Origin of the sequence: Stenotrophomonas maltophilia group sp. Smal13, assembly GCF_030236855.1 — a bacterium.
GTDB lineage: Bacteria > Pseudomonadota > Gammaproteobacteria > Xanthomonadales > Xanthomonadaceae > Stenotrophomonas > Stenotrophomonas maltophilia_A.
On sequence record NZ_JASJSQ010000005.1, the window covers coordinates 88,500 to 112,180 of the forward strand.

Below are 23,681 nucleotides of genomic sequence, written 5' to 3' on the forward strand. Positions count from 1 at the left end.
GATGGACCATTCCGATCACTGGACTACGATTCCCACCCTGCGCGGCCAGCACGTGACACTGCAGCCGCTGCAGCCCGAGCATGTGCCTGGCCTGCGCGCCGCCGTGGAGGGCAGCGGCCTGGACCAGCTCTGGTATACCCAGGTGCCTTCGCCGGAGCGGGTCGAGCACTATGTGCAGGCCGCGCTGCAGGCGCAGGCAGAAGGCAAGGTGCTGCCGTTCGTGATCCTCGATGCGGCGGGTGACATCGTGGGGACCACCCGCTTCTACGACCTGGATGCCGGCGTGCCCAAGCTCAGCCTGGGCTACACCTGGTATGCACCGCGCGTGCAGCGTACCGGCGTCAACACTGAAACCAAGCTGTTGCTGCTGCAGCACGCCTTCGAAACCATGGGCTGCATCAGCCTGGTGCTGGAAACCAGCTGGTTCAACTTCACCTCGCGCACCGCCATCGCCCGCCTCGGCGCCAAGCAGGACGGCGTGCTGCGCAACCACAAGCGGCACGCCGACGGCACGCCGCGCGACACCGTCATCTTCTCCATCATCGATACGGAATGGCAGGGCGTGAAGCGCCACCTGCAGTACCGCCTGGACAGCCACGCATGAACGATTCGACTTTCACCCTGGGCATCGTCGGCGCCCGTGGCCATACCGGCGCCGAGCTGATCAAGCTGGTGGCCGCACACCCGCGGCTGAAGCTGGCCTTCGTGTCCTCGCGCGAACGCGCCGGGCAGCGCCTGTCCGACCACCATCCGGAATTCCAGGGCGAGCTGCAGTACGAGAACCTGGACGCCGACGCGGTGGCCGCCAAGGGCGTGGACGCGGTGATCCTGGCCCTGCCCAACGGCTTGGCCGCACCGTTCGTGGCCGCACTGGAAGCGGCGAAGCCGGACACCGTCATCGTCGACCTGTCGGCCGACTACCGCTTCGACAACAGCTGGTACTACGGCCTGCCGGAGCTGACCCGCGGCCGCTACAACGGCCAGAAACACATCAGCAACCCGGGCTGCTATGCCACGGCGATGCAGCTGGCGGTGCATCCGCTGCTGGACCTGCTGGCCGGCCCGCCGCAGTGCTTCGGTGTGTCCGGCTATTCCGGCGCCGGCACCACGCCGTCGGACAAGAACAACGTCGAACTGCTCGCCGACAACCTGATGCCGTATGCGCTGACCAACCACGTGCACGAGCGTGAAGTGTCGGTCCAGCTGGGCGTGGCGGTTGAATTCATGCCGCATGTCGCGCCGCATTTCCGCGGCATCACGCTCACCGCCAACCTGTGGCTGAACCGCGTGCAGACCCGCGAACAGATCGTCGAGCGCTTCCAGCAGGCCTATGCGGGCGAACCGCTGATCGAGGTAGTGGATGAAGCGCCGTGGGTCAGCCGCATCGCCGGCCGCCACGGTGCGCAGGTCGGTGGCTTCACCCTGGCCCCGGGCGGCAAGCGGGTGGTGGTGGTGGCGACCCTGGACAACCTGCTGAAGGGCGCGGCCACCCAGGCCATGCAGAACCTCAACCTCGCGCTGGGCATCGACGAACTGACGTCGATCCCGCACTGAACACGTATTCCGGAGCCCCCATGGCAGACCTTCTTTGGCAGAAGCCCGGCGTTGCCGTCGACGCCCAGATCCAGACCTTCCTCGCCGGCGATGACGTGATCCTCGATCGCGAATTCTTCCTGCACGACATCGCCGCCAGCGCCGCGCATGCACAGGGCCTGCAGCACATCGGCATCCTCAGCGCCGATGAACTGGCCGGCCTGCTGCGCGAGCTCGACGTGCTGGCGCAGGACTTCCGTGAAGGCCGCTTCGTGCTGGACACGCAGTACGAAGATGGTCACTCGGCGATCGAAGCGCGCCTGACCGAACGTCTCGGCGATGCCGGCCGCAAGATCCACACCGGCCGCAGCCGCAATGACCAGATCCTGGTCGCCACCCGCCTGTGGCTGAAGGAGAAGCTGCAGCGTGTGGCCCAGCTCAGCGCCGAGGTTGCCAAGGTCGCGCTGGACCGTGCGCAGGCCGAGAAGGATCTGCCGATCCCCGGCTACACCCACATCCAGCGTGCCGTGGTGTCCTCGGCCGGCATGTGGTGGGCCGGCTGGGCCGAGGCCTTCATCGACAACGCCATCCGCGCGCGCGACACCCATGCGCTGGTCGACGCCAATCCGCTTGGCACGGCTGCCGGCTACGGTGTGAACCTGCCGCTGGACCGTGAGCACACCACGGCCGCGCTCGGTTTCGCCCGCATGCAGATCTCGCCGATCTACGCGCAGCTGTCGCGCGGCAAGTTCGAACTGGCCGCGCTGGAAGCGCTGGGCGGCGCCACGCTGGACCTGCGCCGCATTGCCTGGGACCTGTCGCTGTTCACCAGCGCCGAGTTCGGCTTCGTCGCGCTGCCGGCGCAGTACACCACCGGCAGTTCGATCATGCCCAACAAGCGCAATCCGGACGTGATCGAGCTGATGCGCGCGACCCACGCCAGCGTCGCCGCCGCGCGTACCGAGATCGAGCAGCTGCTGTCGCTGCCGTCGGGCTATCACCGCGACCTGCAGTCGTCCAAGGGCGCCATCTTCCACGGCTTCGGTCGCGGCCTGTCGGCGCTGGAACTGCTGCCGGCGCTGCTGGCCAACCTGGAATGGCGCGACGACAAGGTTCGCGCGGCAATCGACTCGGGCATGTACGCCACCGATGTGGCGGTGGAAGCGGCCGTGGCCGGTGTGCCGTTCCGCGAGGCCTACAAGGCTGCTGCTGCCGGTGCCGACAGCGCAGGGCAGGGGCGTACCCCGGAAGGCAGCCTGGCCGCACGCGTATCGCCGGGTTCGGCCGCCGACCTGCGCCTGGACGAACTGCACGCGCGCTGGCAGGCGCTGTCCTGATGGCCGGCACCGTCTACCTGGTGCTGGCCATGCGCCGGCCCGATTTCAACGCCGCCGCCGTGCAGCCGCACCGTGACTTTCTCGATGCGTTGCAGGCACAGGGCAAGCTGCAGCTGACCGGCGGTTTTGCCGATGGCAGCGGTGGCGCCTATGTGCTGTGCAACGTGGACAGCCTGGCGCAGGCGCAGGCCATCGTCGCCACCGATCCGCTGGTGACGATGCAGGCCTCCGCGCTGACCGTGCACGAATGGAACACCCGCTGAGAGCCTGACCGATGATCCAGCACGCTGCCCACGTCGCCTCGCCGTTCCCCGAACAAGCGCTGCCGCCGTGGCGGCGTGCAGTGCTGAAGGTCGGCAGCAGCCTGCTGGCGGCCGATGGGGGCGGCCTGTCGCCACGCCACGCGCTGGGCCTGGCCCAGTTTGTTTCCGCCAACGTCCTGGCCGGGCGCGAGGTGGTGATCGTCTCCTCCGGTGCGGTTGCGGCGGGGCGCGCGATCCTGCCGCGGGCCGATGAACCCGGTGCGGCGATGGCGGCGCGGCAGGCCCTGGCCGCGCTCGGCCAGGCGCAGCTGATCGGGCTCTGGCAGCGCTTCTTCGAGCGCCCTGTGGCGCAGGTGCTGCTGACCCACGACGACCTGCGCAACCGCCGCCGCTACCTCAACGCACGCGCCACGCTCAATGAGTTGCTGCGGCTGGGCGCGTTGCCGGTGGTCAACGAGAACGACACCGTGTCGGTGGACGAACTCAAGCTCGGCGACAACGACAACCTGGCCGCCACCGTGGCCGCGCTGGTCGATGCCGATGCACTGTTCATTGCCACCGACATCGACGGCCTGTACAGCGCGGACCCGCGCACCGTGGCCGATGCGCGGCCACTGCACGACGTGCCGGAACTGAGTGACGAGGTGCTGGCGATGGCCGGCGGCGCAGGGTCGCGCGCCGGTACCGGCGGCATGCGGACCAAGCTTGAGGCGGCGGCCAAGGCGGGTCGTCTCGGCATCGAGACCTACCTTTTCAACGGCCGCAGCAGCGACGTGGTGCGTGCACTGGCGCAGGACCGCCTGTTCGGCACCCGCATCCACGCCGCGCGCAGCCGCGAGGCGGCCCGCAAGCACTGGCTGCGGCATGCACCGCTGACCGAAGGCGCGATCGTGATCGATGCCGGTGCGGCACAGGCCATGCGCGAGAAGGGCGCCTCGCTGCTGCCCGGTGGCATCACCGGTGCGGAGGGCGCGTTCCGGCGTGGCGATATGGTGCAGGTGTGCTGGAATGCACCACTGGGCCGTGTCTGCATCGCCCGTGGTGTCAGCCAGTACGCCGCCGATGATGTGCGCCGGATCGCCGGTCGCCATTCGCGCGACATCGAGGCCGTGTTGGGCTACAACTACGGTGGCAGTGTCGTCCATCGCGACGATCTGGTGCTGCCATGACCGGATTGAAGGACACCCCGATGAGCGAAATCGAAGCGCAGGCGCGTGCCTGCCGTGACGCGGCCCAGATCGTTGCCGGCCTCGACAGTGCGGCGCGCCGCACGCTGCTGCTGGCGATGGCGCAGGCACTGGAAGTGAATGCCGGGCTGATCCTGGCCGGCAATGCGCGTGACCTTGCTGCCGCGCGCGACAAGGGCGTTGGCAGTGCCATGCTCGACCGCCTGGCGCTGGACCCGGCACGCCTGTTCGCGATGGCCGAAGCCGTGCGTGAGGTCGCCGCGCTGCCCGATCCGGTCGGCCAGATCACCCGCGACGATGTGCGTCCAAACGGCATCCGGGTGCAGAAGGTGCGCGTGCCGCTGGGCGTGATCGCGATGATCTACGAAGCCCGCCCGAACGTGACCGCCGAAGCGGCCGCGCTGTGCCTGAAGGCCGGCAATGGCGTGATCCTGCGCGGCGGTTCCGAGGCGATCCACTCCAACACCGCCATCGCCCAGGCGCTGTCCGGCGCATTGAAGGCCATCGGCGTACCGCCGGCTGCGGTGACCGTGCTGACCGACCTGCGCCGCGAAGCGATGCTGGGACTGCTGCAGTTGCATGAGCTGATCGACCTGGCCATTCCGCGTGGCGGCGAAGGCCTGATCCGCTTCGTCGCCGAGCATGCGCGGGTGCCGGTGATCAAGCATTACAAGGGCGTGTGCCATCTGTTCGTGGATGCCAGCGCCGACCTCGGCAAGGCCATTGACCTGCTGGTGGATGGCAAGTGCAGCCGCCCTGCAGCCTGCAACTCGCTGGAAACGCTGCTGGTGCACCGCGAGGTGGCCGAAGCGTTCCTGCCGCGCGTGGCGCAGGCGCTCGGCGAGCGCGGCGTGCAGCTGCGCGCCGATGCGCAGGCGCAGCCGCTGCTGCCGGGCAGCATGTTGGCCACTGAAGACGACTATGCCGCCGAGTTCCTCGATCTGGTGCTGGCGGTGCGCGTGGTTGACGATCTCGACGCTGCCATTGCGCACATCCGTGCCTACACCTCCGACCATACTGAAGTGATCGCCACCGAAGACGCGGGCAACGCCGAGCGCTTCGTCACTGCGCTGCGCTCGGCGGTGGTGATGGTCAATGCGTCCTCGCGTTTCTCCGACGGCGGCCAGCTGGGCCTGGGCAGCGAGATCGGCATCTCCACCACGCGCCTGCACGCGTACGGCCCGATGGGGCTGGATGCACTCACCGTCGAACGATTTGTCGTGCGCGGTGAAGGGCAGACCCGCACGTAGATCCACGCCATGCGTGGATGCTCTTCGCGGTAGCCCCCGGTGCCGACCAAGGTCGGCACCCACCAGAGAGAACGCCGACCAAGGTCGGCATCTACCGGGCAGCAGGGCTACACCACCTCGCGGCGGATGCCGATCGGCCGCGCGTGATCGTCCATGTGCAGCGTGGCGGCCTTGCAGCCCAGCAGGCGCTCGGCCAGCCCGGTGCTGGCCCCCAGGTCGGCGGCCACTTCGTTGAGGCTGGCCAGCGGCCGCGGCAGGCGCCGGTCGTGGCCGCGGAAGCGCGCGCGGTTGTACTCGGCCCAGCCGATCAGCATTACGCTGGCGCACAGCAGCATCAGCGGCAACGCCACCAGCACATAGGGGTCGAACTGGCTTTGCCGTTCGTACAGCTGCTGCCAGGCCAGCTGGCCGCCGACCAGCCACGACACCAGGGTGACCAGTGGGGCCCACAGGTAGAAGTAGAACCCCCAGAACGCGAGGGTGACGAAGCCCCAGGCGGTGCGCTGGAAGCGTGGTTGGCGATGCGGCTTGCGGATCATCCGCGAGTCGAAGCGGTTGGACGGGCGTTGTGCGTTCATCGGATCCCCCGATCGGGACTGGTCCAGGTGGCGCGCTTGCTGCGACGGCGCAGCAGGGTTTTCGGCAACGCCACCAGGGTGGTGGAAAGGCTGATCAACCAGTACGCCATCGGGTACCAGATGACCCAGAAGTAGTTGCGTCCAATCTGTGTTTCGTAACGACGGTCGATGATCAGGCTGCTGGCGAACTGCAGCAGGCAGACCAGGGCCAGGATCACGCCATGCCACTCCGGCAGCAGGCTGGCGATATGCAGTTGCGGGGGCAGTTCGATGAACTTGCCCAGCGCCCACAGCACCACGATGAACAACATGGTGTAGGCCCAGATCACGCTGAGCACGTACTCCAGCAGTACGCCCCACATGCGCCGCTCCTTCCAGTGCAGCAGCGAGCGGGCGTGGCGCAGCATCACCTCCACGCCGCCCTGGGCCCAGCGCAGCCGCTGCCGCCACAGTCCCTTCAGGGTTTCCGGCATCAGGATGAAGCATAGTGCGTTGGGTTCGTAGCGGATGTCCCAGTGCGCGCGCTGCAGCCGCCAGCTGATGTCGATGTCTTCGGTCACCATGTCATCGGACCACCAGCCGACCTGGTGCAGGGCGGTGCGGCGGAAGCCGGCGATCACGCCGGAGATGGTGAAGATGCGCCCGTACACCCGCTGCGCGCGCTTGATCATGCCGATGATCGAGGAGAACTCGGCCACCTGCAGGCGTCCGAGCAGGGTGGAGCGGTTGCGGATGCGCGGGTTGCCGGTGACCGCGCCGACCCGGTTGCCGCTGACCAGGTGCCAGATCATCCAGTGCAGCGCGTGTTCTTCCAGCATCGCGTCGCCGTCGATGCACACCAGGTATTCCGAGCGTGCGGCGAGCGCCCCCATGCGCAGCGCATTGGCCTTGCCGAGGTTGCGGTCCAGGTGCAGCACGCGCAGCCGTGGGTGCTTTGCCGCCAGGGCGTCCAGCCGCGCACCCGTGTCGTCGCTGCTGCCGTCGTCGATGGCGATCACCTCATAGTCGGCCGGGTAGCGCTGGGCCAGCGCCGCGCCGAGTGTGTCGTCGAGGTTCGCCGACTCGTTGTGGCAGGGAATCAGCAGGCTCGCGAACGGTGGATCGAGCATCAGCGGCGGGTCGTTGCGTGGGCGCGAATGGCGTTCGCGCCGGAAGTAGTAATACAGGCCGCCCGACATCCAGAAGAATGCCATCACCATCGGGTAGTAGAAGGCGAACTGGAACAGGACCTGCAGCAACGGATGCATGTCCATGTCACTTCTCCGGGTACGGGAAGTTGCCGGCGGACATTGCCGCGCGGGCATCGCGGGTGGAGGGCTGGTCGGCGATGAAGTCGTCCGGGTACCAGGCGAAGTGGTGCACGCCCTGCGCCTGCAGCTGGCGGATCTGCGCGCGCAGGCGCTCGGCAGGAATCGGTTGCCCGCTGCGCCAATCGACGGTCTGCAGTTCGAACAGGGTGTGCTGCAGCTGTGGGTCATGTGCACGCACCGCGGCCAGCAGCTGGTCGAGCCAGCGTTCCGGATGCTTGCTGCCTTCCATCCACGGCATCGCCATCAGTGCGGTCTGGTCGTAGGCCTTGTTGAACAGGTCCAGGCGCTGCGCGAACCAGGCTTCGCTCTGCGGGCGCAGCACCGGCTCCGCGTACAGGTTGCGCACCGTGGCCAGCTTCGGCCGCCAGCGCTGCGCGCTGTTGCGCAGCGCCAGGGTGAAGTCGATCAACGCCTGCGTGCGTGCGCTGCCCCCATCGCCGGCCGCCAGCGTGGGCAGCTCGGTATCGCGCAGGTACCCATCGTCATGGAACAGCAGGCCCTCGAAGTAGGAGTTGACCGCCAGATCCTCGTAGAGGTCGAGCATGACCTGGCGCGCCTGGGGATTGGTGAAGTCCAGCCGGTACATGCCATCGGCATCGCCGTTGCGGATCGCCAGCGCCTTGCGCTGCACCGGGTCGGGCAGCTCGAAGCCGAGTACCGGCAGCCATGCGTAGACCTTCACCCCCGCACGCGATTTCAGCTGCCAGGCGACGCGACTGAACAGGTCCGCGCGCATCGGCATGTGGCGGTTGGGGAAGTACAGTGCATCGGCGGTGTTGTTGCCGTCCGGATCGGCGAACGCCTGCAGGTAGACGTGCGTCGGTGCGATGCGCTTGACCCGCTCGATCAGTGCATCCAGATTGCGCGCCTGCTGTGCGGGCTCGGGGTCGTAGACATCATCCAGGTCGATCTGCAGGGCACGGATGCCATCGAGCGCGACGTCGCGGCGCAGCTCGTAGGCCAGCCCTTCCACGGTCGGGTTGTCGCTGACCAGGAAGCGCGCCAGGCCATGCAGGTCGCTGGCCACCGGCGTGCTGCGGCCCTCCAGATCGAAGGACACCGGCATGCCCAGCTGCTCGGCGATGTCGTTGCTCAACTGGTTGTAGGCCGCGTATGGCCAGACGATGGCGCGCGGGCGCACGCCCAGATGCTGCTCGATGCGCTGCACGCTGCGCGAGAGATCGGCGCGCAGGCGTTGCGCGTACTGCGCCTCGCTCTCATAGCTGCGCGTGGCGGGGTTGTAAACGCGGGTCACGACAGCCGGGGTGGAGTTCCCCTGTGGGTTGGCGAGCACCCCGTGGTGCAGGTCGTCGGTATGGCTGGCCACTTCGATCAGGCCGCTGTCGTGCATCTGCTTCAGCTGTGCCCAGGTGATGAAGTCGTCGCGGCCGAACGGCCGGTAGCCATAGTCGATGGTGCGGCCAGGTGTCATGTCCACGTAGTCGGTGATCACCGCCACCAGCGCCGGATAGCGGTAAGCCTGCAGCAACGGGAAGGCCTTGTCGTAGACGCTGCGCAGGCCGTCATCGAAGGTCAGCAGTACCGGTTTCGGTGGCAGCGTGGCGCGTCCCCGGGAGGCGTCGATCACCTGCGACAGCGACACCGGGTGGTAACCGTGTGCCCCCAGCCAGTCCAGATGGGCGGCGAAGTTCTGCGTGCTCACCGCATAGGTATCGGCATCCCCCTTGGCTGCGACCTGGTCGCGGATGTCGTGGTAGCTGAGGATCAGCAGGCCGTTGTCGATCGCATCGAGATGCAGGGCCTGCTGCGCGAAGGCCGGCGGCGCAGCCGACAGCAGCAGGAGCACGATCAGGCGCAGGATGCGGGTCATGTCAGTCTCCCCAGCGCAGTGCGGCTTCGAAGCCGATATGGCGTTCGCGATGGCCGTCGTAGACCGGCCGCGACCAGCGCACGCCATACTCGAACACGCGGCCCTGGCCCAGCTGCCACTCGTGCATGTATGACACCGACGGCACCAGTGCACTGCCGAAGCCGTCCTGCCAGTAATCGCCCAGCGAGACGGTCAGCCGGTGGCGGAAGTGGCGTTCGTAGTGGCGCCACAGCTGCTGGTCGATGCGCAGGCCGATCTCGACCATGCGATCACGCTTCGGGTTGAAGTAGGGAGCATCATCGCGGCTGCCGCGACTGGTGTATGCACTGCCCAGGCCATCGATCAGCCACCGTGGGCGTGTCAGCAGCCGCTGCTCGACGCGGGTGCTGAACAGTTCGCGATGGTTGCCATCGTCGTAGCGGAAGCGGCTGGCGCCGAACATCCAGTGCGTGCGTTCGCTGCGCCGGTAGTCGACCTGCGCGCTGACGCTGTCGGCAGTGATGCCGGCCACGCGCGCCTGCATTGATGCATCCGGATCATTGCGTGCGGCGGTCAGTCCGGCATGCCAGTGGTCGTTGAACTGCCAGCCCGCGCCGACGCGCAGGCCGGTATCACCGATGTGGTCGTTGGCGCGCAGCACTGCAGCTTCCGCATCCAGACGGCCGAATCGGTAGCGTACGCCCGCGCCCAGCCACAGCGGGTCGATGCGCTGGTCCTGGAAATCGACCGAGCGCCGGTCGGCGAAGGCGAACAGCCGCCAGCGATCGTCGAGTACGGGTGTCTGGACTTCCATGCCATAGCGGCGGTCGTCGTTGCCCAGTGGCGAGGTGCCACCACCGCCGGAACTGCGTCCGATGTCGGTCCATGCCTTCAGCTGCCAACCGCGGTGCGCGCGCCAGGCCTGGTCCATGCGTTCGACGGCGGGCTGGGTGGGGTAGCGCGCGACCAGATCGTCGTGCAGCGGTCGCGCCAGGTCATCGCGCTGCAGGGCGACGTAGGCTTCCTGCATGCCCAGCCGTGGCTCGATGTCGCGCGGGTCCAGCGCATGCGCCATCTGTTGCCGTTGCAGCGCCCTGCGTGGCCAGCCGCGCATCATGTACACGCTGCCCAGCGCGCTCTGCAGGCCGCCGTTGCCCGGTGCGATGTCGACCATCGATTCCAGATCGCGCTGCGCGGTGGGCAGGTCACCGCTGTAGGCGCGCACCATCGCCAGGTTGAGGTCGGCTTCGTAGCGCGACCAGTTTGGATACGGCGACTTGCCGTTGCTCCAGCGCCAGGCAGGTTCCTTGTCGCGCCACGCCTGCAGCAGGTCGACGGCCTTTTCCTGCTGCTCGCTTTCCAGGTAGGCGTAAGCCAGTTCCGAATGCGAGGCGTCGCGCGTCGGATCGCCTGCGACGGCCGCCTGCAGCACCGGAATGGCTTCTTCCGGATGCAGCGTGCCCATCAGCGAATCGCCGACCGCAGGCAGAACATAGTCGGGCAGGGCATGGCCTTCAGCCTGCAGTGCGCGGGCTTCCTCTCGCACCTGCGCATGGCGGCCCAGCCGGTTGAGCAGGATCAGCCGGTCCATGCGGATGCGCAATGGCGCCTGCACAGGTGGGGTGCCTTCGCTGCCCAGATAGCGCTGCATGCGCGCCAGGGTCGATTCGGCTTCTTCCAGCCGGCTGTCTTCGCTGCTGCTGTAGGCCAGGCTCCAGACCACCAGCTTGGCCAGGTAGTCGCCTTCGATGCGTTGCTTCTGAGCAGCGTCGAACAGTTGCGGGCGCTGCTGGTACAGCTCCCAGGCGCGCCAGGCATTGCCGATGTCGCCCAGGGTCAGGACGCGCAGCTTGAACAGCAGGTCGTCGTTGGGCTGCTGCTGGCTGGCGCGCTCGATCGCGCCGAGCGCATCCAGCCAACGGGCCTGGTCGCGGTAGCGGCCGATCTCGGCCAGGGCCGCCTCGCGGTCAGGCGGGGCAGCGCTGCTGGCCCAGGCCAGGGCGGTACAGGCAAGGCCGACGCAGAGCGCCAGCCGGCGGTGGACAACCATTGGGGACCCCCTTGGCTTCCGAACCAGACAACCTGAAAAATGTGACGCACATCACATGCCAGATTTTGGGATGGCCGTGGCCTGCGTCACTCCCCTCGCGAACTCCCATCCAGCAGGGATGGGCGAAACCAGGACAGCGACCTGCAATGTCTTGTCTGAAACGAGAGTCCCCCGCACACCGAGTGGTGGCCTGGGCGGCGCTGCCGCCCCCATGCCCGATGCCGGCACGCGGCAAGGATGGGCATTCGTGGGCACTATCCGCCCGGAATTGTCAGCCCGGCGTCAAAATGCGCAGACGGGCTGACGAGCGGTAGGTGGGGCCGGTTGCGAGGCCCCACGTGGCTTACCAGAGGTCTTCCAGCTTGCGCGGCTTGCAGGCCACCCAGGAGGCGCACAGCATCAGGGTGGCGCAGCCGAACAGGAAGCTGAATGGGATCGTCCAGCCGTCGCTGACGGTGTGCAGCCAGCCGACCAGGAACGGCCCCAGGCAGCTGAAGCTGTAGCCCACGCCCTGCATGAACCCGGACAGCGCGGCCGAGCCGGTGGGGGTGCGGGTGCGCAGGTTGATCAGGGTCAGCGCCAGCGGGAAGGTGGACGGACCGACGCCGAGCAGGCAGGCCCACAGCAGCGGCGCCTTCATCGGGGCCACAAGCAGGCCGGTGAAGGCGATCACGAACGAGAAGAAACCGATCAGCACCAGCGGGAACGGGTTCTGCAGGCGCACCGCCATCGACGGAATGACCAGCGACGGCAGCAGGCCCAGTGCCGAGAACACGGCGACCATCACGCCGCCGAACGCGGGCGTGCCACCGGCCTCGACCACGATGCGCGGCAGCCAGGTGAACATCGAATAGGTCATCAGCGAGGTCATGCCGAACATGAGCGTCATGCTCCAGCCCAGCGACGTGCGCCAGACCTTGCCGTGCGGCTGTGCGGTGGGATCGGTGGCGTCGGCCTGCGGCTTCGGTGCGCGCCTGGCCAGCAGCAGCCACGGCAGGGCGGCGGCCAGCGCCAGCAGCGCCCACATGCCCAGCGACACGCGCCAGCCCGCAGCATTCGCCACCGGCACTGCCAGCAGCGCCGGCAGCATCGTGCCCAGCTGCAGCACGCTGATGTACAGCGTGCTCATGGTGCCAACCTTGTTGGCGAAATAGCGCTTCACCAGCGGCGGCACCACCACGTTGCCGATGCCCATGCCGGCCAGTGCAACCACCGAACCGAGCAGCAGCGTGCCGACGTTGCCGGCGCTGGAACGCAGCAGCAGGCCGGCCATCGCCATCACCATCGCCAGCAGCGTGGTGCGTTCCAGGCCCAGGCGCCGCGCCAATGCCGGCGTGGCCACGCCGAACAGCGCGAACGAGGCAGTCGGCAGCATGCCCAGCACGCCGGTCATGGTGGTGCCGAAGCCGAACTGCTGGCCGAGCACGTCCAGCAGCGGGGTGATCGAGGTGACCGCAGTGCGCAGGTTGACCGCTGCCAGCAGGATCGCGGCAAACGCGAGGACACGGCCGTGCAGCAGCGACGGCGAATCGGAAGGGGAGGAACTCATCGGTGGTCCTTGCAGGTGTCGCACGCCGCAGCAACGGCATGCAGCGCCGGCATCGGTCTACGCCGAAGCGGCAGGTGGGGGTGGGGGCTGCAGGAGGGCCGGCAGCGCGGCCATTGTACGTGCGCTGCGCGGCAAGGTCCCGTCACGCGGGCGGCCTGGCGCTTGATACAAAAAAACCCGGAGGACAGTGATGTCTTCCAGGCTTCTTGGTGACCACCGAAGTGGTCGGGGAGACAGGATTCGAACCTGCGACCTCTACGTCCCGAACGTAGCGCTCTACCAGACTGAGCTACACCCCGAAGGGAGCCGCCTATTCTAGCGATTCACCCCGATGGCGGCAAGGGGTGAATGCTGTTTTCTTCACACTGCCGAAGCAGTGCCACTTCAGGGAACAAAAAAGCCTGGACGACTTCACCAGGCTTCAATGCGACCACTTGAGTGGTCGGGGAGACAGGATTCGAACCTGCGACCTCTACGTCCCGAACGTAGCGCTCTACCAGACTGAGCTACACCCCGAAGGAGCCGCCTAAGATACCGTGTGAAGGCCCTGTCGGCAACCCTTTTTTACAGTTTCAATGCACGTCGTTGTCGGTGCGGGCGCTTTCGCGCGCTTCGAACCACATCCCGTTGAGGATGGCCACGACCGAGGCCAGTCCGGCACCGAGAATCCAGGCGAAATACCACATGGTCAATCTCCTATGTTCAAGGGATGTGCCGACCGTAGGCCGGCACACCGGCAATCAGTAAGCGTTGGGGTTGTCGCCCATTTCCTCGACCGTCGTCTTGCCCTTCAGTACGCGGTACACCCAGGTGGTGTAAGCGATGATGATCGGCAGGAAGATGGCCGTAGCCAGCAGCATGACCCACAGCGTCAGATGGCTGGACGAGCTGTCCCAGACAGTCAGGCTGGAGGTGGGCTGGCTGGAGGACGGCAGCAGGAACGGGAAGATCGCAAAGCCGACGGTCAGGATGATGCCGGCGATCGAGGCGCCCGAGGCGATGAAGGCCAGGCCACCACGACGTGCGCGCAGCAGTACCGCGCTGGCCAGTGCGCCCAGCAGGCCCAGCACCGGGAACACCAGCGTCGCCGGCATGGAGCTGTAGTTGCGCAGCCAGCCACCGGCGGCCGTGCCCAGTTCGGCGGTCTTCAGCAGCGGATTGGTCGGGCCATCGGTGACCACCTGCGAGGTGATCTGGTAACCCGGCAGGCCGAAGGCCACCCAGGCACCGGCGACAGCGAACAGCACGAAGCTGATGATGGCGGCGACGCTGCCGTAACGTGCGGCACGTTCGGCCACCGGGCCGTCGGTCTTGATCACCAGCATGGCCGCACCATGCGAAACCAGCATGGCCACGCTGATCAGGCCGGCGATGAGCGCGAACGGGGTGAGCAGGCCGAAGAACGAACCGGTGTAGGTCACGCGCAGGGTGTCATCGAAGTGGAACGGCACACCCAGCAGCACGTTGCCCACGGCGACGCCGGCAATCAGGCCCGGCAGCAGGCCGCCGATGAACAGCACGCGGTCCCAGTTGTCGCGCCAGCGCTTGGACGGCAGCTTGCTACGGTACTTGAAGCCGACCGGGCGCAGGATCAGCCCGAACAGCATCGCAAACACCGCCAGGTAGAAGCCGGAGAAGCTGACCGCATACAGCGGCGGCCATGCGGCGAAGATCGCGCCACCACCCAGCACCAGCCAGACCTGGTTGCCTTCCCACACCGGGCCGACGGTGTTGATCACCAGCCGGCGTTCTTCATCGGTCTTGGCCACGAACGGCAGCAGTGTGCCGACACCAAGATCGAAACCATCCATCACGGCCCAGCCGATCAGCAGGATGCCGAGCAGCAGCCACCAGATCACGCGGAGCGTGGTGTAATCAAGTGCAATGAATTCCATCTGGATTCTCCTGCCTCAGGCCTGGCCGGGGGCGACTGCATTGGGGGAAGCGGGGCGGATATCGGCCTGCAGCGAGGGCAGGATGTCGTCCGGACCCTTGCGGACCGCCTTCAGCATCAGCTTGATCTCGATGATCAGCAGCACCGTGTACAAGCTGGTGAACACCGCCAGCGTGGTCAGGATTTCATGCAGTGCCAGGCCCGATGCCGCGTAGAAGGTGGGCAGCACACCATCCACCGCCCACGGCTGGCGGCCGTACTCGGCGACGAACCAACCGCACTCGATCGCGATCCACGGTGCCGGCAGCGACCACACGGCCAGCTTCAGGAACCAGCGCTTGTCCTGGAAGTTGTTGCGGCACGAGAAGTAGAACGCCAGTGCGAAGAAGGCGATCAGGTAGAAGCCCAGGCCCGCCATGATGCGGAAGGTCCAGAACAGCGGGGCCACGCGCGGGACGGTATCCATCGCGGCCTTGGAGATTTCCTCCGGCGTCGCGTTGAGGATGTCTTCGCGGTAGCGCTTCAGCAGCAGGCCGTGGCCGAGATCCTGCCAGTGGCGATCGAACATCTCGCGTGCTTCGAGGTCGTTCCGGTTCTTCTTCACGCGTTCCAGTGCGCCATAGGCGATCTGGCCGCCGCGGATACGGTGCTCGGCACGCTCCACCAGTTCCAGGATGCCCGGGATCGGCTGGTCCAGCGAACGGGTGGCGATCAGGCCCATCAGGTACGGGATCTTCACCGCGTAGTCGTTCTGGTGGGTGTCCTGGTTGGGAATGCCGAAGGCGGTGAAGTCGGCCGGTGCACGCTCGGTTTCCCACATTGCTTCGATCGCGGCCAGCTTCATCTTCTGGTGTTCGCTGGCGGCGTAACCACTCTCGTCACCCAGCACCACCACCGACAGCGAGGACAGCAGGCCGAAGGCTGCGGCCACCGCGAACGAACGGCGGGCCATGTCCCGATGCTTGTTGCGCAGCAGGTACAGGGCGCTGATCGACATCACGAAGATCGCACCGGTCACGTAGCCGGCACTGACGGTGTGCACGAACTTGGCCTGGGCCACCGGGTTCAGCAGAACCGCAGCGAAGTCGACCACTTCCATGCGCATCGTTTCCGGGTTGAACACCGCACCGGTCGGGTTCTGCATCCAGCCGTTGGCGATCAGGATCCACACCGCCGACAGGTTGGTGCCCAGCGCCATCAGCCAGGTCACAGTGAGGTGCTTGACCGGGCTCAGGCGCTTCCAGCCGAAGAAGAACAGGCCGATGAAGGTCGCTTCCAGGAAGAACGCCATCAGGCCTTCGATGGCCAGCGGCGCACCGAAGATGTCGCCCACGTAGTGGCTGTAGTACGACCAGTTCATGCCGAACTGGAACTCCATCACCAGGCCGGTGGCCACGCCGATGGCGAAGTTGATGCCGAACAGGGTGCCCCAGAACAGGGTCATCTGCCGCCAGACCTGCTTGCGGGTCATCACGTACACGCTCTCCATGATGGCCACCATGAAGGACAGGCCAAGCGTGAGCGGGACGAATAGGAAGTGGTACATCGCGGTCAGAGCGAATTGCAGCCGCGACAGTTCTACGACTGTCTGATCAATCATGGCCTGGCTACCTCGTTGGATAGTGCCGTTGCAGGTGGCGGGAAGGGTGGTCTACGGGGTGAATGATGTGACCGACTACTTCAAACAGCCTTGATCCAGATCAATGTATGAATGGGTATTCAGGAGGATCGTATGCCAACCCGATGAAGACTGCGACCGCCGGCCGCAGGGGGAGGCTGTTGCCTGCGCCTACAATGCCGTGTCTCCCCTGTTACCCGTGAAGACCCCTTGAGCGCTGCCGAAACGACCCCAGACGGCCTTTCCCCGGAAGCCGAAACGACCCGCCAGCGGCGTGCCCGCACCGCCTGGCTGGCCGATCTTGCGCGCTCCGCTCGAGGTCGCCAGCGGCTGGCGGCGCTGTGCATCAGCCTGTCCGGGGCGCTGCTGATCGGCCAGGCCGCTGCCATCGCCTGGCTGGTGCAGCAGGTGCTGGTGGAACGCGCGCCGCTGGCGTCGGGCCTACCGGTGCTCGCTGGGCTGGCGGTGATCCTGGTGCTGCGCACGCTGCTGGGCAGCGCCACCCAGGCGGCTGCCGGTGATGTGGCCGATGCCGCGCGGTTGGCGCTGCGCGAGCGTGTGTTCGCGCGCCTGCTTGGGCATGGGCCGCTGTGGCTGCGCCAGCGCCGCACCGGCGAGCTGGGCGAACTGATGCTGCATCACGGTGATGCGATCGAGAGCTATTACAGCGGCTTCCTGCCGGTGCGCACCGAAGTGGTGGTGGTGCCACTGCTGATCCTGGCCGCAGTGGCCTGGGTGGATTGGGTGGTGGCGCTGATCCTGCTGTTCACCGCACCGCTGGTGCCGTTCTTCATGATGCTGGTGGGCTGGGGCGCTGAAGCCGCCGGCCGTGCGCAGCTGGGCGAGCTGGCGCGGATGAGCGGCCACTTCGCCGACCGCATCAAGGGTCTGGGCCTGCTGCGCCTGTATGGCCGCGGCGAGGCCGAACTGGACGGCATCGCGGCCGCTGCCGAAGGCGTGCGCGTGCGTACGATGAAGGTGCTGCGGATCGCCTTCCTGTCGTCCACGGTCCTGGAATTCTTCGCCTCGGTGAGCGTGGCGATGGTTGCGCTGTACCTGGGCCTGAGTTATCTGGGCCTGATGACGCTGCATGCAGCAGTGCCGACGCTGGGCGCTGGGCTGTTCTGCCTGCTGCTGGCGCCGGAGTTCTACGCGCCGCTGCGGCGTCTGGCCGCGCACTACCACGATCGTGCCAACGCACTGGCTGCCGCCGCCGAGGTGGAGCGCCTGCTGCAGTCGCTGCCCGATGAGCAGGGCCTGATCGAGAACGAGATCGCGCCGCTGGCGGTGGAGCCGGCCGAGGCCGCATTGCCGCCGCTGCAGGCGCAAGGCCTGGTGCTGCGCCCGTTGGGCGCGCCGCACGACGTGCTGCAGAATCTGGATGTGCTGCTGGAACCGGGCCAGCGCCTGGCCCTGGTCGGCCCCAGCGGATCCGGCAAGAGCACGCTGCTGGAAGCACTGGCCGGATGGTTGCCGCCGCGTGCCGGCAAGCTGCAGCTGCGTCCCGGCGTGCAGGTGGCCTATGCCAGCCAGCGGCCGTACCTCTTCCACGGCAGCATCTCCGACAACCTGCGCCTGGCCGATCCCGGTGCCAGCGATGCGCGGTTGCGCGCAGTGGCCGAGGCCTCGCAGGTGCTGCAGTTCGCGCAGCGCCTGCCGCAGGGGCTGGATACCGTGATCGGCGAGCGCGGCTTCGGCCTGTCCGGTGGTGAAGCACGCCGCATCGGCCTGGCCCGCCTGCTGCTGCGCGACCCGCAGGTGCTGCTGCTGGACGAACCCACTGCGTTCCTCGATGCCGATACCGAAGCCGCGCTGCTGCGCAGCCTGGCCGCCTATGCACGTGGACGTACCGTGGTGGTCGCCACCCACAGCCCTGCGGTGATCGCGTGGGCTGACCGTTGCCTGCTGTTGCCGGAAGGCCGCCTGGTCGAGCCGGCACAGGCGGTGCGCGCATGAGCCGTTCGCCTGATTCGCTGCGCGCGGTGTTCCTGCGCCATCGCCCGCGTCTGCTGCTGACCGTGCTGCTGCTGTGGATCACGATGCTGGCCGGCACCGCCCTGCTGGGCCTGTCCGGTGGCTTCCTGACCGCCGCTGCGCTGGCCGGTGCGGCCGGGCTGGCGCAGGGCTTCAACTTCTTTTCGCCGTCGGCCGGCATCCGCGGCCTGACCATGGCGCGCATCGTGTCGCGTTACTTCGAAAAGCTGGTCGGCCACGATGCCACCCTGCGCATCGCCCGCGACCTGCGCGTGTGGTTCTTCCGCCGCGCGCTGCCACTGGCACCGGCTCGGCTGGGGGCCACGCGTACCGGCGAACTGCTGGCACGCCTGCTGGGTGACATCAATGAGGTGGATGGCCTGCTGGTGCGTGCGATCGGGCCGCTGGTGGCGCTGGGTGCGCTGTCACTGGTGGCGATCGCCTCGGCCGCTGTGATCCTGCCGTCTGCGGCGGTACTGCTGGCGGTGCTGGCGTTGCTGATCGCCTTCGGTGTGCCGTGGCTGGGCGTGCGTGGTCGCGACGATGAGGAGGCCGACCGTGCCGCGCATCGTGCTGCCCTGCGTACCGCAGCCTTCGAAGGACTGGAGGGCGCGGGTGATCTGGCCGCGTTGCATGCCGATGCAGCGTGGCAGTTGAAGGTGCGCGTGGCGGCCAAGCAGCTGGCTTCGCGGGATCGTCGTCGGCGCTGGCGCCTGATCGCGGCCTCGACCCTGCATGGCCTGGTCGCCGGGCTGGGCCTGGTGGCGATGCTGGCGTTGGCCCTGCATGCGGCAGAACAGCAGCGCATCGCGCCGGAAATGGCGGCGGGTCTGGTGTTCCTCACCGTGGCACTGATCGAACTGTGGGCCGGCATGGGCCTGGCCTGGCAGTCGCTGCAGTCCGGGCGCATCGCCGCCGATCGCCTGCAGGCCATCGTCGAGCAACCGCCGACGGTGGAGGACCCGCAGGCGCCGCAGGCGGTGCCGCAGGCCGCGCGCGTGCATTGGGATGACGTGCACTTCCAGTGGCCCGGTGCGGCGCGGCCGGTGTTGTCCGGCCTGCAGCTGACCCTGGCGCCGGGCGAGCGGATCGCGATTCGCGGCGACAGCGGCAGTGGCAAGACCACCCTGTCGAGCCTGCTGCTGCGGCTATGGGATCCGCAACAGGGACGGTTGACCTACGGGGGCCGCGACCTGCGTGATTTCGCCCAGGGCGACTGGCACCGGCAACTGGCGTGGCTGCCGCAGAACGCGCCGGTGTTTGCCGGCAGCGTGGCCGAGAACCTGCGATTGGGTGATCCCGATGCCAGTGACGCAGCGTTGTGGGCGGTGCTGCGTCGCGTGCGCCTGGGCGAGTGGGCCGAGCGCAACGGTGGCCTGCAGACCTGGGTGGGCGAGAACGGCGCGACGATGTCGGCCGGCCAGGCACGACGCCTGGCGCTGGCGCGCGCGCTGCTGCGCAATGCGCCGATCCTGCTGCTGGACGAACCGACCGAAGGCCTGGATGTGGATACCGCACGTGCGTTGCTGCAGGACCTCTCCGGGTTGCTGGACGGGCGCAGCCTGCTGATGATCACCCACGACGACCTGCCCGACGGCGTGGTGGATGCGCAGTACCGGTTGCGTGATGGGGTTCTGGTGCGCGAAGCGTGAATGGTAGTGCCGGCCGCTGGCCGGCAACCTCATGGCGCTTGATACGGATACGGAATTGCCGGCCAGCGGCCGGCACTACCCATTCGAAGGGTTACCGCGAGAACTCGCGCAGCATCACCGCGATCGAGGCCACGTTGGCCAGCACGCACAGCCAGAACACCCACTGGAATTCGGCTTTGCGATGCTTGTGGCGGAACAGCGCCTGGCCCAGCAGCGCGCCCGGCCAACCGCCGGCAAAGGCCAGCAACTGCAGTGTGCGCTCGGGAACACGCCACTGCTTTCGCTGCGCCGCGCGCTTGTCGTGGCCGTACAGGCCGAACGACCCCGCGCTGGCGAGCAGGCACCAACCGCCCAGCCACAGCGGCAGCACGCCGCTGACCGTCAGTGCGATCAACGCACCGAATGCGGCCAGCGCGAGGTTACGCCGCCATGCCACTTACAGCGCGTCGAGGAAGCCGCGCACGGCCGGGCCGAAACGCTCGAAATCGACGAGGAAGGCGTCATGGCCCTGCGGCGACTCCAGACCGATGAAGCGCGCATCGGCACCGCCGGCGCGCAGGCCGTCGGCGACCTGTTGCTGCTGCTGCACCGGGAACAGGATGTCGGTGTTGGCGCCGATCGCCAGCGCCTTCTCCACCCGGACCTTCGCCAGCCCGGCCAGCACGTCGCCGTCGGCATACTCAGCCAGGTCGAACCAGTCCATCGAACGGCTCAGGTACAGATAGCAGTTCGGATCGAAGAAGCGCACGAAGCGCCGTGCATGGCCTTCCAGATAGCTTTCCACCTGGAATTCGAGGCCGAACGGATCGTCGTCGGCCTGGTCCGAATCCAGCCGCACGCGGCCGAAGCGCCCATCCCATTCCAGGGCCGAACGGTAGGTGATCACGCCCAGCTTGCGCGCCATGCGCATGCCGGACTCGGGATACTCGGCATCGTCGTAGTGGCCGCCATTCCAGCGTGGATCAAGGCGGATCGCCTCGCGCTGCAGCGAACGGATCGCGATCGAGAACGGCAGTGCCTGCGCACTGCCGGAAATGTTGACGTGGCTGCGCGCAATGCCCGGGTGCAGCATCAGTACCGCGAGTGCGGTCATGCCGCCCATTGAATTGCCGACCACGCAGGCCAGCTGTTCGATGCCAAGGGCACGCACGACTTCGATGGCGGCGCGTGCGCCGTCTTCGATCGACAGCTCGGGGAAGTCGAGGCGATACGGTTGGCCCGTGGCCGGGTTGAGCGAGGCGGGACCGGTCGAGCCCTTGCAGCTGCCCAGCGAATTCACGCATACCACGAACCAGCGGTCGGTATCGATCGGCTTGCCGGGGCCGACCATGCCTTCCCACCAGCCCGGTGCCGGGTTGGCCTCGTTGGCCGCTGCATGCGCGTCCGGCGACAGGCCGGTCACGATCAGGATCGCGTTGCTGGCGTTGGCGGCCAGCGTTCCCCAGGTTTCGTAGGCCACGCGTGCGCCGTGCAGGGCGCCACCGCGCTTGAACGGGAACGGCGAGGGCAGGGCGTGGAAGTGGGTGCCGGGCGGGATGAATTCGGTCATGCAGTCATTCTAGCGGGGCCGCATGTGGAGCTGGCGACACGCTGGTTTCCATCGGCGATGCACCCGGTAGTGCCGCCCGCTGGCCGGCAACCTCATGAATCTGGATGCGCCCGCGTGGTTGCCCGCCAGCGGCCGGCACTACGGGAACCGCAGCTCCACCACGCCTTCATGCGGCAGGCTCACCTTCACCGGCACGCTCTGCAGATCGTCCTCGCCGCGGTTGGCACTGCCGCTGCGCGAGATGCGTGCCAGCACTTCCACTTCGCGATGCGCGGACAACGGTGCGGTCGGCATCGGGCTGTCTGCGTCGCCCAGCCCGACCGTGGCCGGGAAACCGGCCAGAGGCAGCTTGCGTGCGGCCACCGGCATCGGCGGTCCACCCACGGCGCGGGCCAGCACGAATACCTGGGTGCTGGCGGGCCACTCGGCGTTGTTCAGCGCAGGCAGTTGCACGCGCACCTGCAGCAGCGCCGGTGGCGCCGCAGCGGCAGCATCGGGCGCCTGGCCGGCGGCTTCGCGGGCGATGGCGATCTGCGCCTGCAGCGCCTGCGCGGCGCCGGGCTCAAGCCGTGGCAGCAGGCCGCTCCAGACGTCGGCAGCCTCGGCGTTCTTTCCGCGTTGGCGCAGGGCGATGCCCAGCAGCCAGCTGGCGCGCTCGGCATCGGGTGCCTGTGCACGGGCCTGCTGCAACCAGGCCATCGCGGTGTCATCGAACTGCTTGCCGGCATCGGCCTGCGCACGTGCCTGCGCGGCTTCCACCAGCACGCCGGGGTCTTCCGGGGCGAGAGCGGCGGCACGCGCGAAGGCGTCCGCGGCGGCTGCGGCGTTGCCCAGTTCGGCCTGCGACCGGCCCAGCAGCGTCCAGCCATCGGCTCGCTGCGGGTCTCGCTTCAGTGCATCCTGCAGGGCCTGCACGCCATCGCGCAGCGTGGCTACCGACGGGGTTGGTTGTACCTGTGCTGCGCGCGGATCACCAACCAGCAGATACAGGCAGGCACCGGCCACGCCCAGCGCGAGCACGCCCACCACGAAACCGCGGCGACCGTGGTGGCGCAGCGGCCACAGCACCAGCGCCGCCATCAGTGCGGCCACCAGTCCAGCCAGCATCGGCAGCCAATGGCTCACCATCCGTCTCCTTCATCGGTCTTGCTGGCGGGGGCGGCAGCAACCGTGCGGCCACGGCGGCGGACGATGCCCAGTACCACCAGCGCGCCGGCGCCCAGCACCAGCAGCGGACCGCCCCACAGCAGCCAGGTGCCCGGCTGCAGAGGCGGTTGATAGAGCACGAACTCACCGTAGCGCGCGACCAGGAACTGCTTGATCTGTGCGTCGTCGCGGCCCTGCTGCATCAGCTGCAGCACCTCGCGGCGCAGGTCCTGCGCGATCTGCGCGTTCGAGTCGGCCAACGACTGATTCTGGCACTGCACGCAGCGCAGCTGCGCGGCCAGATCGTGGAAGCGGCGTTCCTCGGCGCCATTGCGGAACTGCAGCGGCTGCGGGTCGTGCAGCGGCTGCTGGGCCAGCGCGGCCAACGGCAGCATCAGGAGCAGCAATGCCAGCAGCCAGCGCATGGGCTCAGGGCGCCGTGTGCAGCGTGCTGCCGGCATTGCCCTGGGCCTTCTCGATCTTCTCCAGTGCCGGGATCAGCTTCTCGTCGACCACGCGCTGGGTCATCGCACCGCTGTACTTCCAGCGCACGACGCCGCTGCCATCGACCAGGAAGGTCTCCGGTGCGGCGGTCACGCCCCAGTCGATCGCGGTGCGGCCTTCCACGTCGCTGAGCACGACCATGAACGGGTTGCCCAGCTGTTCCAGCCAATGCAGGGCATCGGTCGGTTCATCCTTCCAGTTGTAGCCGATCACGCGCACGCGCTTGCTCTCGGCGAAACGGGTCAGCACCGGGTGTTCCTCGCGGCAGGCCGCGCACCAGCTGCCCCACACGTTCAACAGGTAAGGCGCGCCGCGCAGTTCGTCGCTGTGCACGATCATTTCCGGGTCGTGCAGCACCGGCAGCGCGAACGCCGGCGCCGGCTTGTCGATCAGCGCCGATGGCAGCACGTCGCGCTGCGGATCGCCCGATTTCATCACCCCGTAGATCATCAGCCCGAGCAGGCCGAAGAAGAACAG

Annotated in this window: 21 protein-coding genes and 2 tRNA genes; 8 read left to right on the forward strand and 15 right to left on the reverse strand. The window is 67.6% G+C overall.

What is annotated here, in order from left to right; genetic code table 11:
- Position 1: 1 nt before the first annotated feature.
- From QRO95_RS03420 to QRO95_RS03445, 6 genes are read left to right on the forward strand one after another with little or no spacing between them, the layout of a single operon-like run.
- The gene (locus tag QRO95_RS03420; RefSeq protein ID WP_049401159.1) at positions 2–604 is read left to right on the forward strand and encodes a GNAT family N-acetyltransferase; all 603 of its coding nucleotides are present in this window, start codon (positions 2–4) and stop codon (positions 602–604) included.
- Entirely contained in the window at positions 601–1,554 is a 954-nt protein-coding gene (gene argC / locus QRO95_RS03425; RefSeq protein ID WP_032129402.1) for an N-acetyl-gamma-glutamyl-phosphate reductase, read from the forward strand. The genes QRO95_RS03420 and argC overlap by 4 nt, the downstream gene beginning before the upstream one ends.
- A gap of 20 nt (positions 1,555–1,574) precedes the next feature.
- Positions 1,575–2,870 carry an argininosuccinate lyase gene (gene argH / locus QRO95_RS03430; RefSeq protein WP_049461415.1) on the forward strand — a complete coding sequence of 432 codons (1,296 nt, stop codon included), beginning with the start codon at positions 1,575–1,577 and terminating at the stop codon, positions 2,868–2,870.
- Positions 2,870–3,133, forward strand: coding sequence for a YciI family protein (locus QRO95_RS03435; protein WP_032129404.1), 264 nt, complete (start codon positions 2,870–2,872; stop codon positions 3,131–3,133). Before argH ends, QRO95_RS03435 begins: the two co-directional genes overlap by 1 nt.
- An 11-nt stretch (positions 3,134–3,144) precedes the next feature.
- Complete coding sequence (gene proB / locus QRO95_RS03440) at positions 3,145–4,302, forward strand: glutamate 5-kinase (protein ID WP_285301647.1); 1,158 nt, start codon at positions 3,145–3,147, stop codon at positions 4,300–4,302.
- Complete coding sequence (locus QRO95_RS03445) at positions 4,299–5,570, forward strand: glutamate-5-semialdehyde dehydrogenase (protein ID WP_285301648.1); 1,272 nt, start codon at positions 4,299–4,301, stop codon at positions 5,568–5,570. The genes proB and QRO95_RS03445 overlap by 4 nt, the downstream gene beginning before the upstream one ends.
- 107 nt (positions 5,571–5,677) lie before the next feature.
- On the opposite strand, the gene pgaD is transcribed toward QRO95_RS03445, so the two are convergent.
- The 10 genes from pgaD to QRO95_RS03495 all read right to left on the reverse strand — a co-directional run bounded on the left by pgaD (position 5,678) and on the right by QRO95_RS03495 (position 16,361).
- Complete coding sequence (gene pgaD / locus QRO95_RS03450) at positions 5,678–6,148, reverse strand: poly-beta-1,6-N-acetyl-D-glucosamine biosynthesis protein PgaD (protein WP_121505063.1); 471 nt, start codon at positions 6,146–6,148, stop codon at positions 5,678–5,680.
- On the reverse strand, positions 6,145–7,401 hold the full coding sequence (pgaC, locus tag QRO95_RS03455) for a poly-beta-1,6-N-acetyl-D-glucosamine synthase (protein ID WP_285301649.1): 1,257 nt from the start codon (positions 7,399–7,401) through the stop codon (positions 6,145–6,147). Before pgaC ends, pgaD begins: the two co-directional genes overlap by 4 nt.
- 1 nt (position 7,402) lies before the next feature.
- Complete coding sequence (gene pgaB / locus QRO95_RS03460; protein ID WP_285301650.1) at positions 7,403–9,289, reverse strand: poly-beta-1,6-N-acetyl-D-glucosamine N-deacetylase PgaB; 1,887 nt, start codon at positions 9,287–9,289, stop codon at positions 7,403–7,405.
- Between the two features lies 1 nt (position 9,290).
- A complete protein-coding gene (gene pgaA, locus QRO95_RS03465; RefSeq protein ID WP_197616052.1) occupies positions 9,291–11,318 on the reverse strand; it encodes a poly-beta-1,6 N-acetyl-D-glucosamine export porin PgaA in 2,028 nt (675 codons plus the stop codon).
- 343 nt (positions 11,319–11,661) lie between these two features.
- On the reverse strand, positions 11,662–12,867 hold the full coding sequence (locus QRO95_RS03470) for an MFS transporter (RefSeq protein WP_032129410.1): 1,206 nt from the start codon (positions 12,865–12,867) through the stop codon (positions 11,662–11,664).
- A gap of 222 nt (positions 12,868–13,089) precedes the next feature.
- Positions 13,090–13,166, reverse strand: a tRNA-Pro gene (locus QRO95_RS03475).
- 140 nt (positions 13,167–13,306) lie between these two features.
- Positions 13,307–13,383 (reverse strand) — tRNA-Pro (locus QRO95_RS03480).
- A 56-nt stretch (positions 13,384–13,439) separates the two neighbouring features.
- Complete coding sequence (gene cydX, locus QRO95_RS03485; RefSeq protein ID WP_032129411.1) at positions 13,440–13,553, reverse strand: cytochrome bd-I oxidase subunit CydX; 114 nt, start codon at positions 13,551–13,553, stop codon at positions 13,440–13,442.
- A gap of 54 nt (positions 13,554–13,607) precedes the next feature.
- Positions 13,608–14,762: a cytochrome d ubiquinol oxidase subunit II gene (gene cydB, locus QRO95_RS03490; RefSeq protein ID WP_049401140.1), complete on the reverse strand. Its 1,155-nt coding sequence runs from the start codon at positions 14,760–14,762 to the stop codon at positions 13,608–13,610.
- A 15-nt stretch (positions 14,763–14,777) separates the two neighbouring features.
- Complete coding sequence (locus QRO95_RS03495) at positions 14,778–16,361, reverse strand: cytochrome ubiquinol oxidase subunit I (RefSeq protein ID WP_032129413.1); 1,584 nt, start codon at positions 16,359–16,361, stop codon at positions 14,778–14,780.
- A 228-nt stretch (positions 16,362–16,589) separates the two neighbouring features.
- On the opposite strand from QRO95_RS03495, the gene cydD reads away from it, so the two are divergent.
- Both cydD and cydC read left to right on the forward strand, forming a co-directional pair.
- Entirely contained in the window at positions 16,590–18,335 is a 1,746-nt protein-coding gene (gene cydD, locus QRO95_RS03500; RefSeq protein ID WP_285301651.1) for a thiol reductant ABC exporter subunit CydD, read from the forward strand.
- Positions 18,332–20,005, forward strand: coding sequence for a thiol reductant ABC exporter subunit CydC (gene cydC / locus QRO95_RS03505; protein WP_285301652.1), 1,674 nt, complete (start codon positions 18,332–18,334; stop codon positions 20,003–20,005). Before cydD ends, cydC begins: the two co-directional genes overlap by 4 nt.
- Before the next feature lie 91 nt (positions 20,006–20,096).
- Here the strand turns inward: cydC and QRO95_RS03510 are convergent, their stop codons facing one another.
- From QRO95_RS03510 to QRO95_RS03530, 5 genes are all read right to left on the reverse strand, one after another.
- Positions 20,097–20,441, reverse strand: a complete 345-nt coding sequence (locus QRO95_RS03510) for a DUF1294 domain-containing protein (RefSeq protein WP_285301653.1) — start codon at positions 20,439–20,441, stop codon at positions 20,097–20,099.
- Entirely contained in the window at positions 20,442–21,554 is a 1,113-nt protein-coding gene (locus tag QRO95_RS03515; protein ID WP_285301654.1) for a homoserine O-acetyltransferase, read from the reverse strand. It abuts the gene before it with no gap.
- Positions 21,555–21,692: 138 nt separating this feature from the next.
- Complete coding sequence (locus QRO95_RS03520) at positions 21,693–22,682, reverse strand: cytochrome C biogenesis protein (protein ID WP_285301655.1); 990 nt, start codon at positions 22,680–22,682, stop codon at positions 21,693–21,695.
- Positions 22,676–23,125 carry a cytochrome c-type biogenesis protein gene (locus tag QRO95_RS03525; RefSeq protein ID WP_285301656.1) on the reverse strand — a complete coding sequence of 150 codons (450 nt, stop codon included), beginning with the start codon at positions 23,123–23,125 and terminating at the stop codon, positions 22,676–22,678. Before QRO95_RS03525 ends, QRO95_RS03520 begins: the two co-directional genes overlap by 7 nt.
- A 4-nt stretch (positions 23,126–23,129) precedes the next feature.
- A partial coding sequence (locus tag QRO95_RS03530) for a DsbE family thiol:disulfide interchange protein (RefSeq protein ID WP_343237320.1) occupies positions 23,130–23,681 on the reverse strand: 552 nt, incomplete at its 5' end.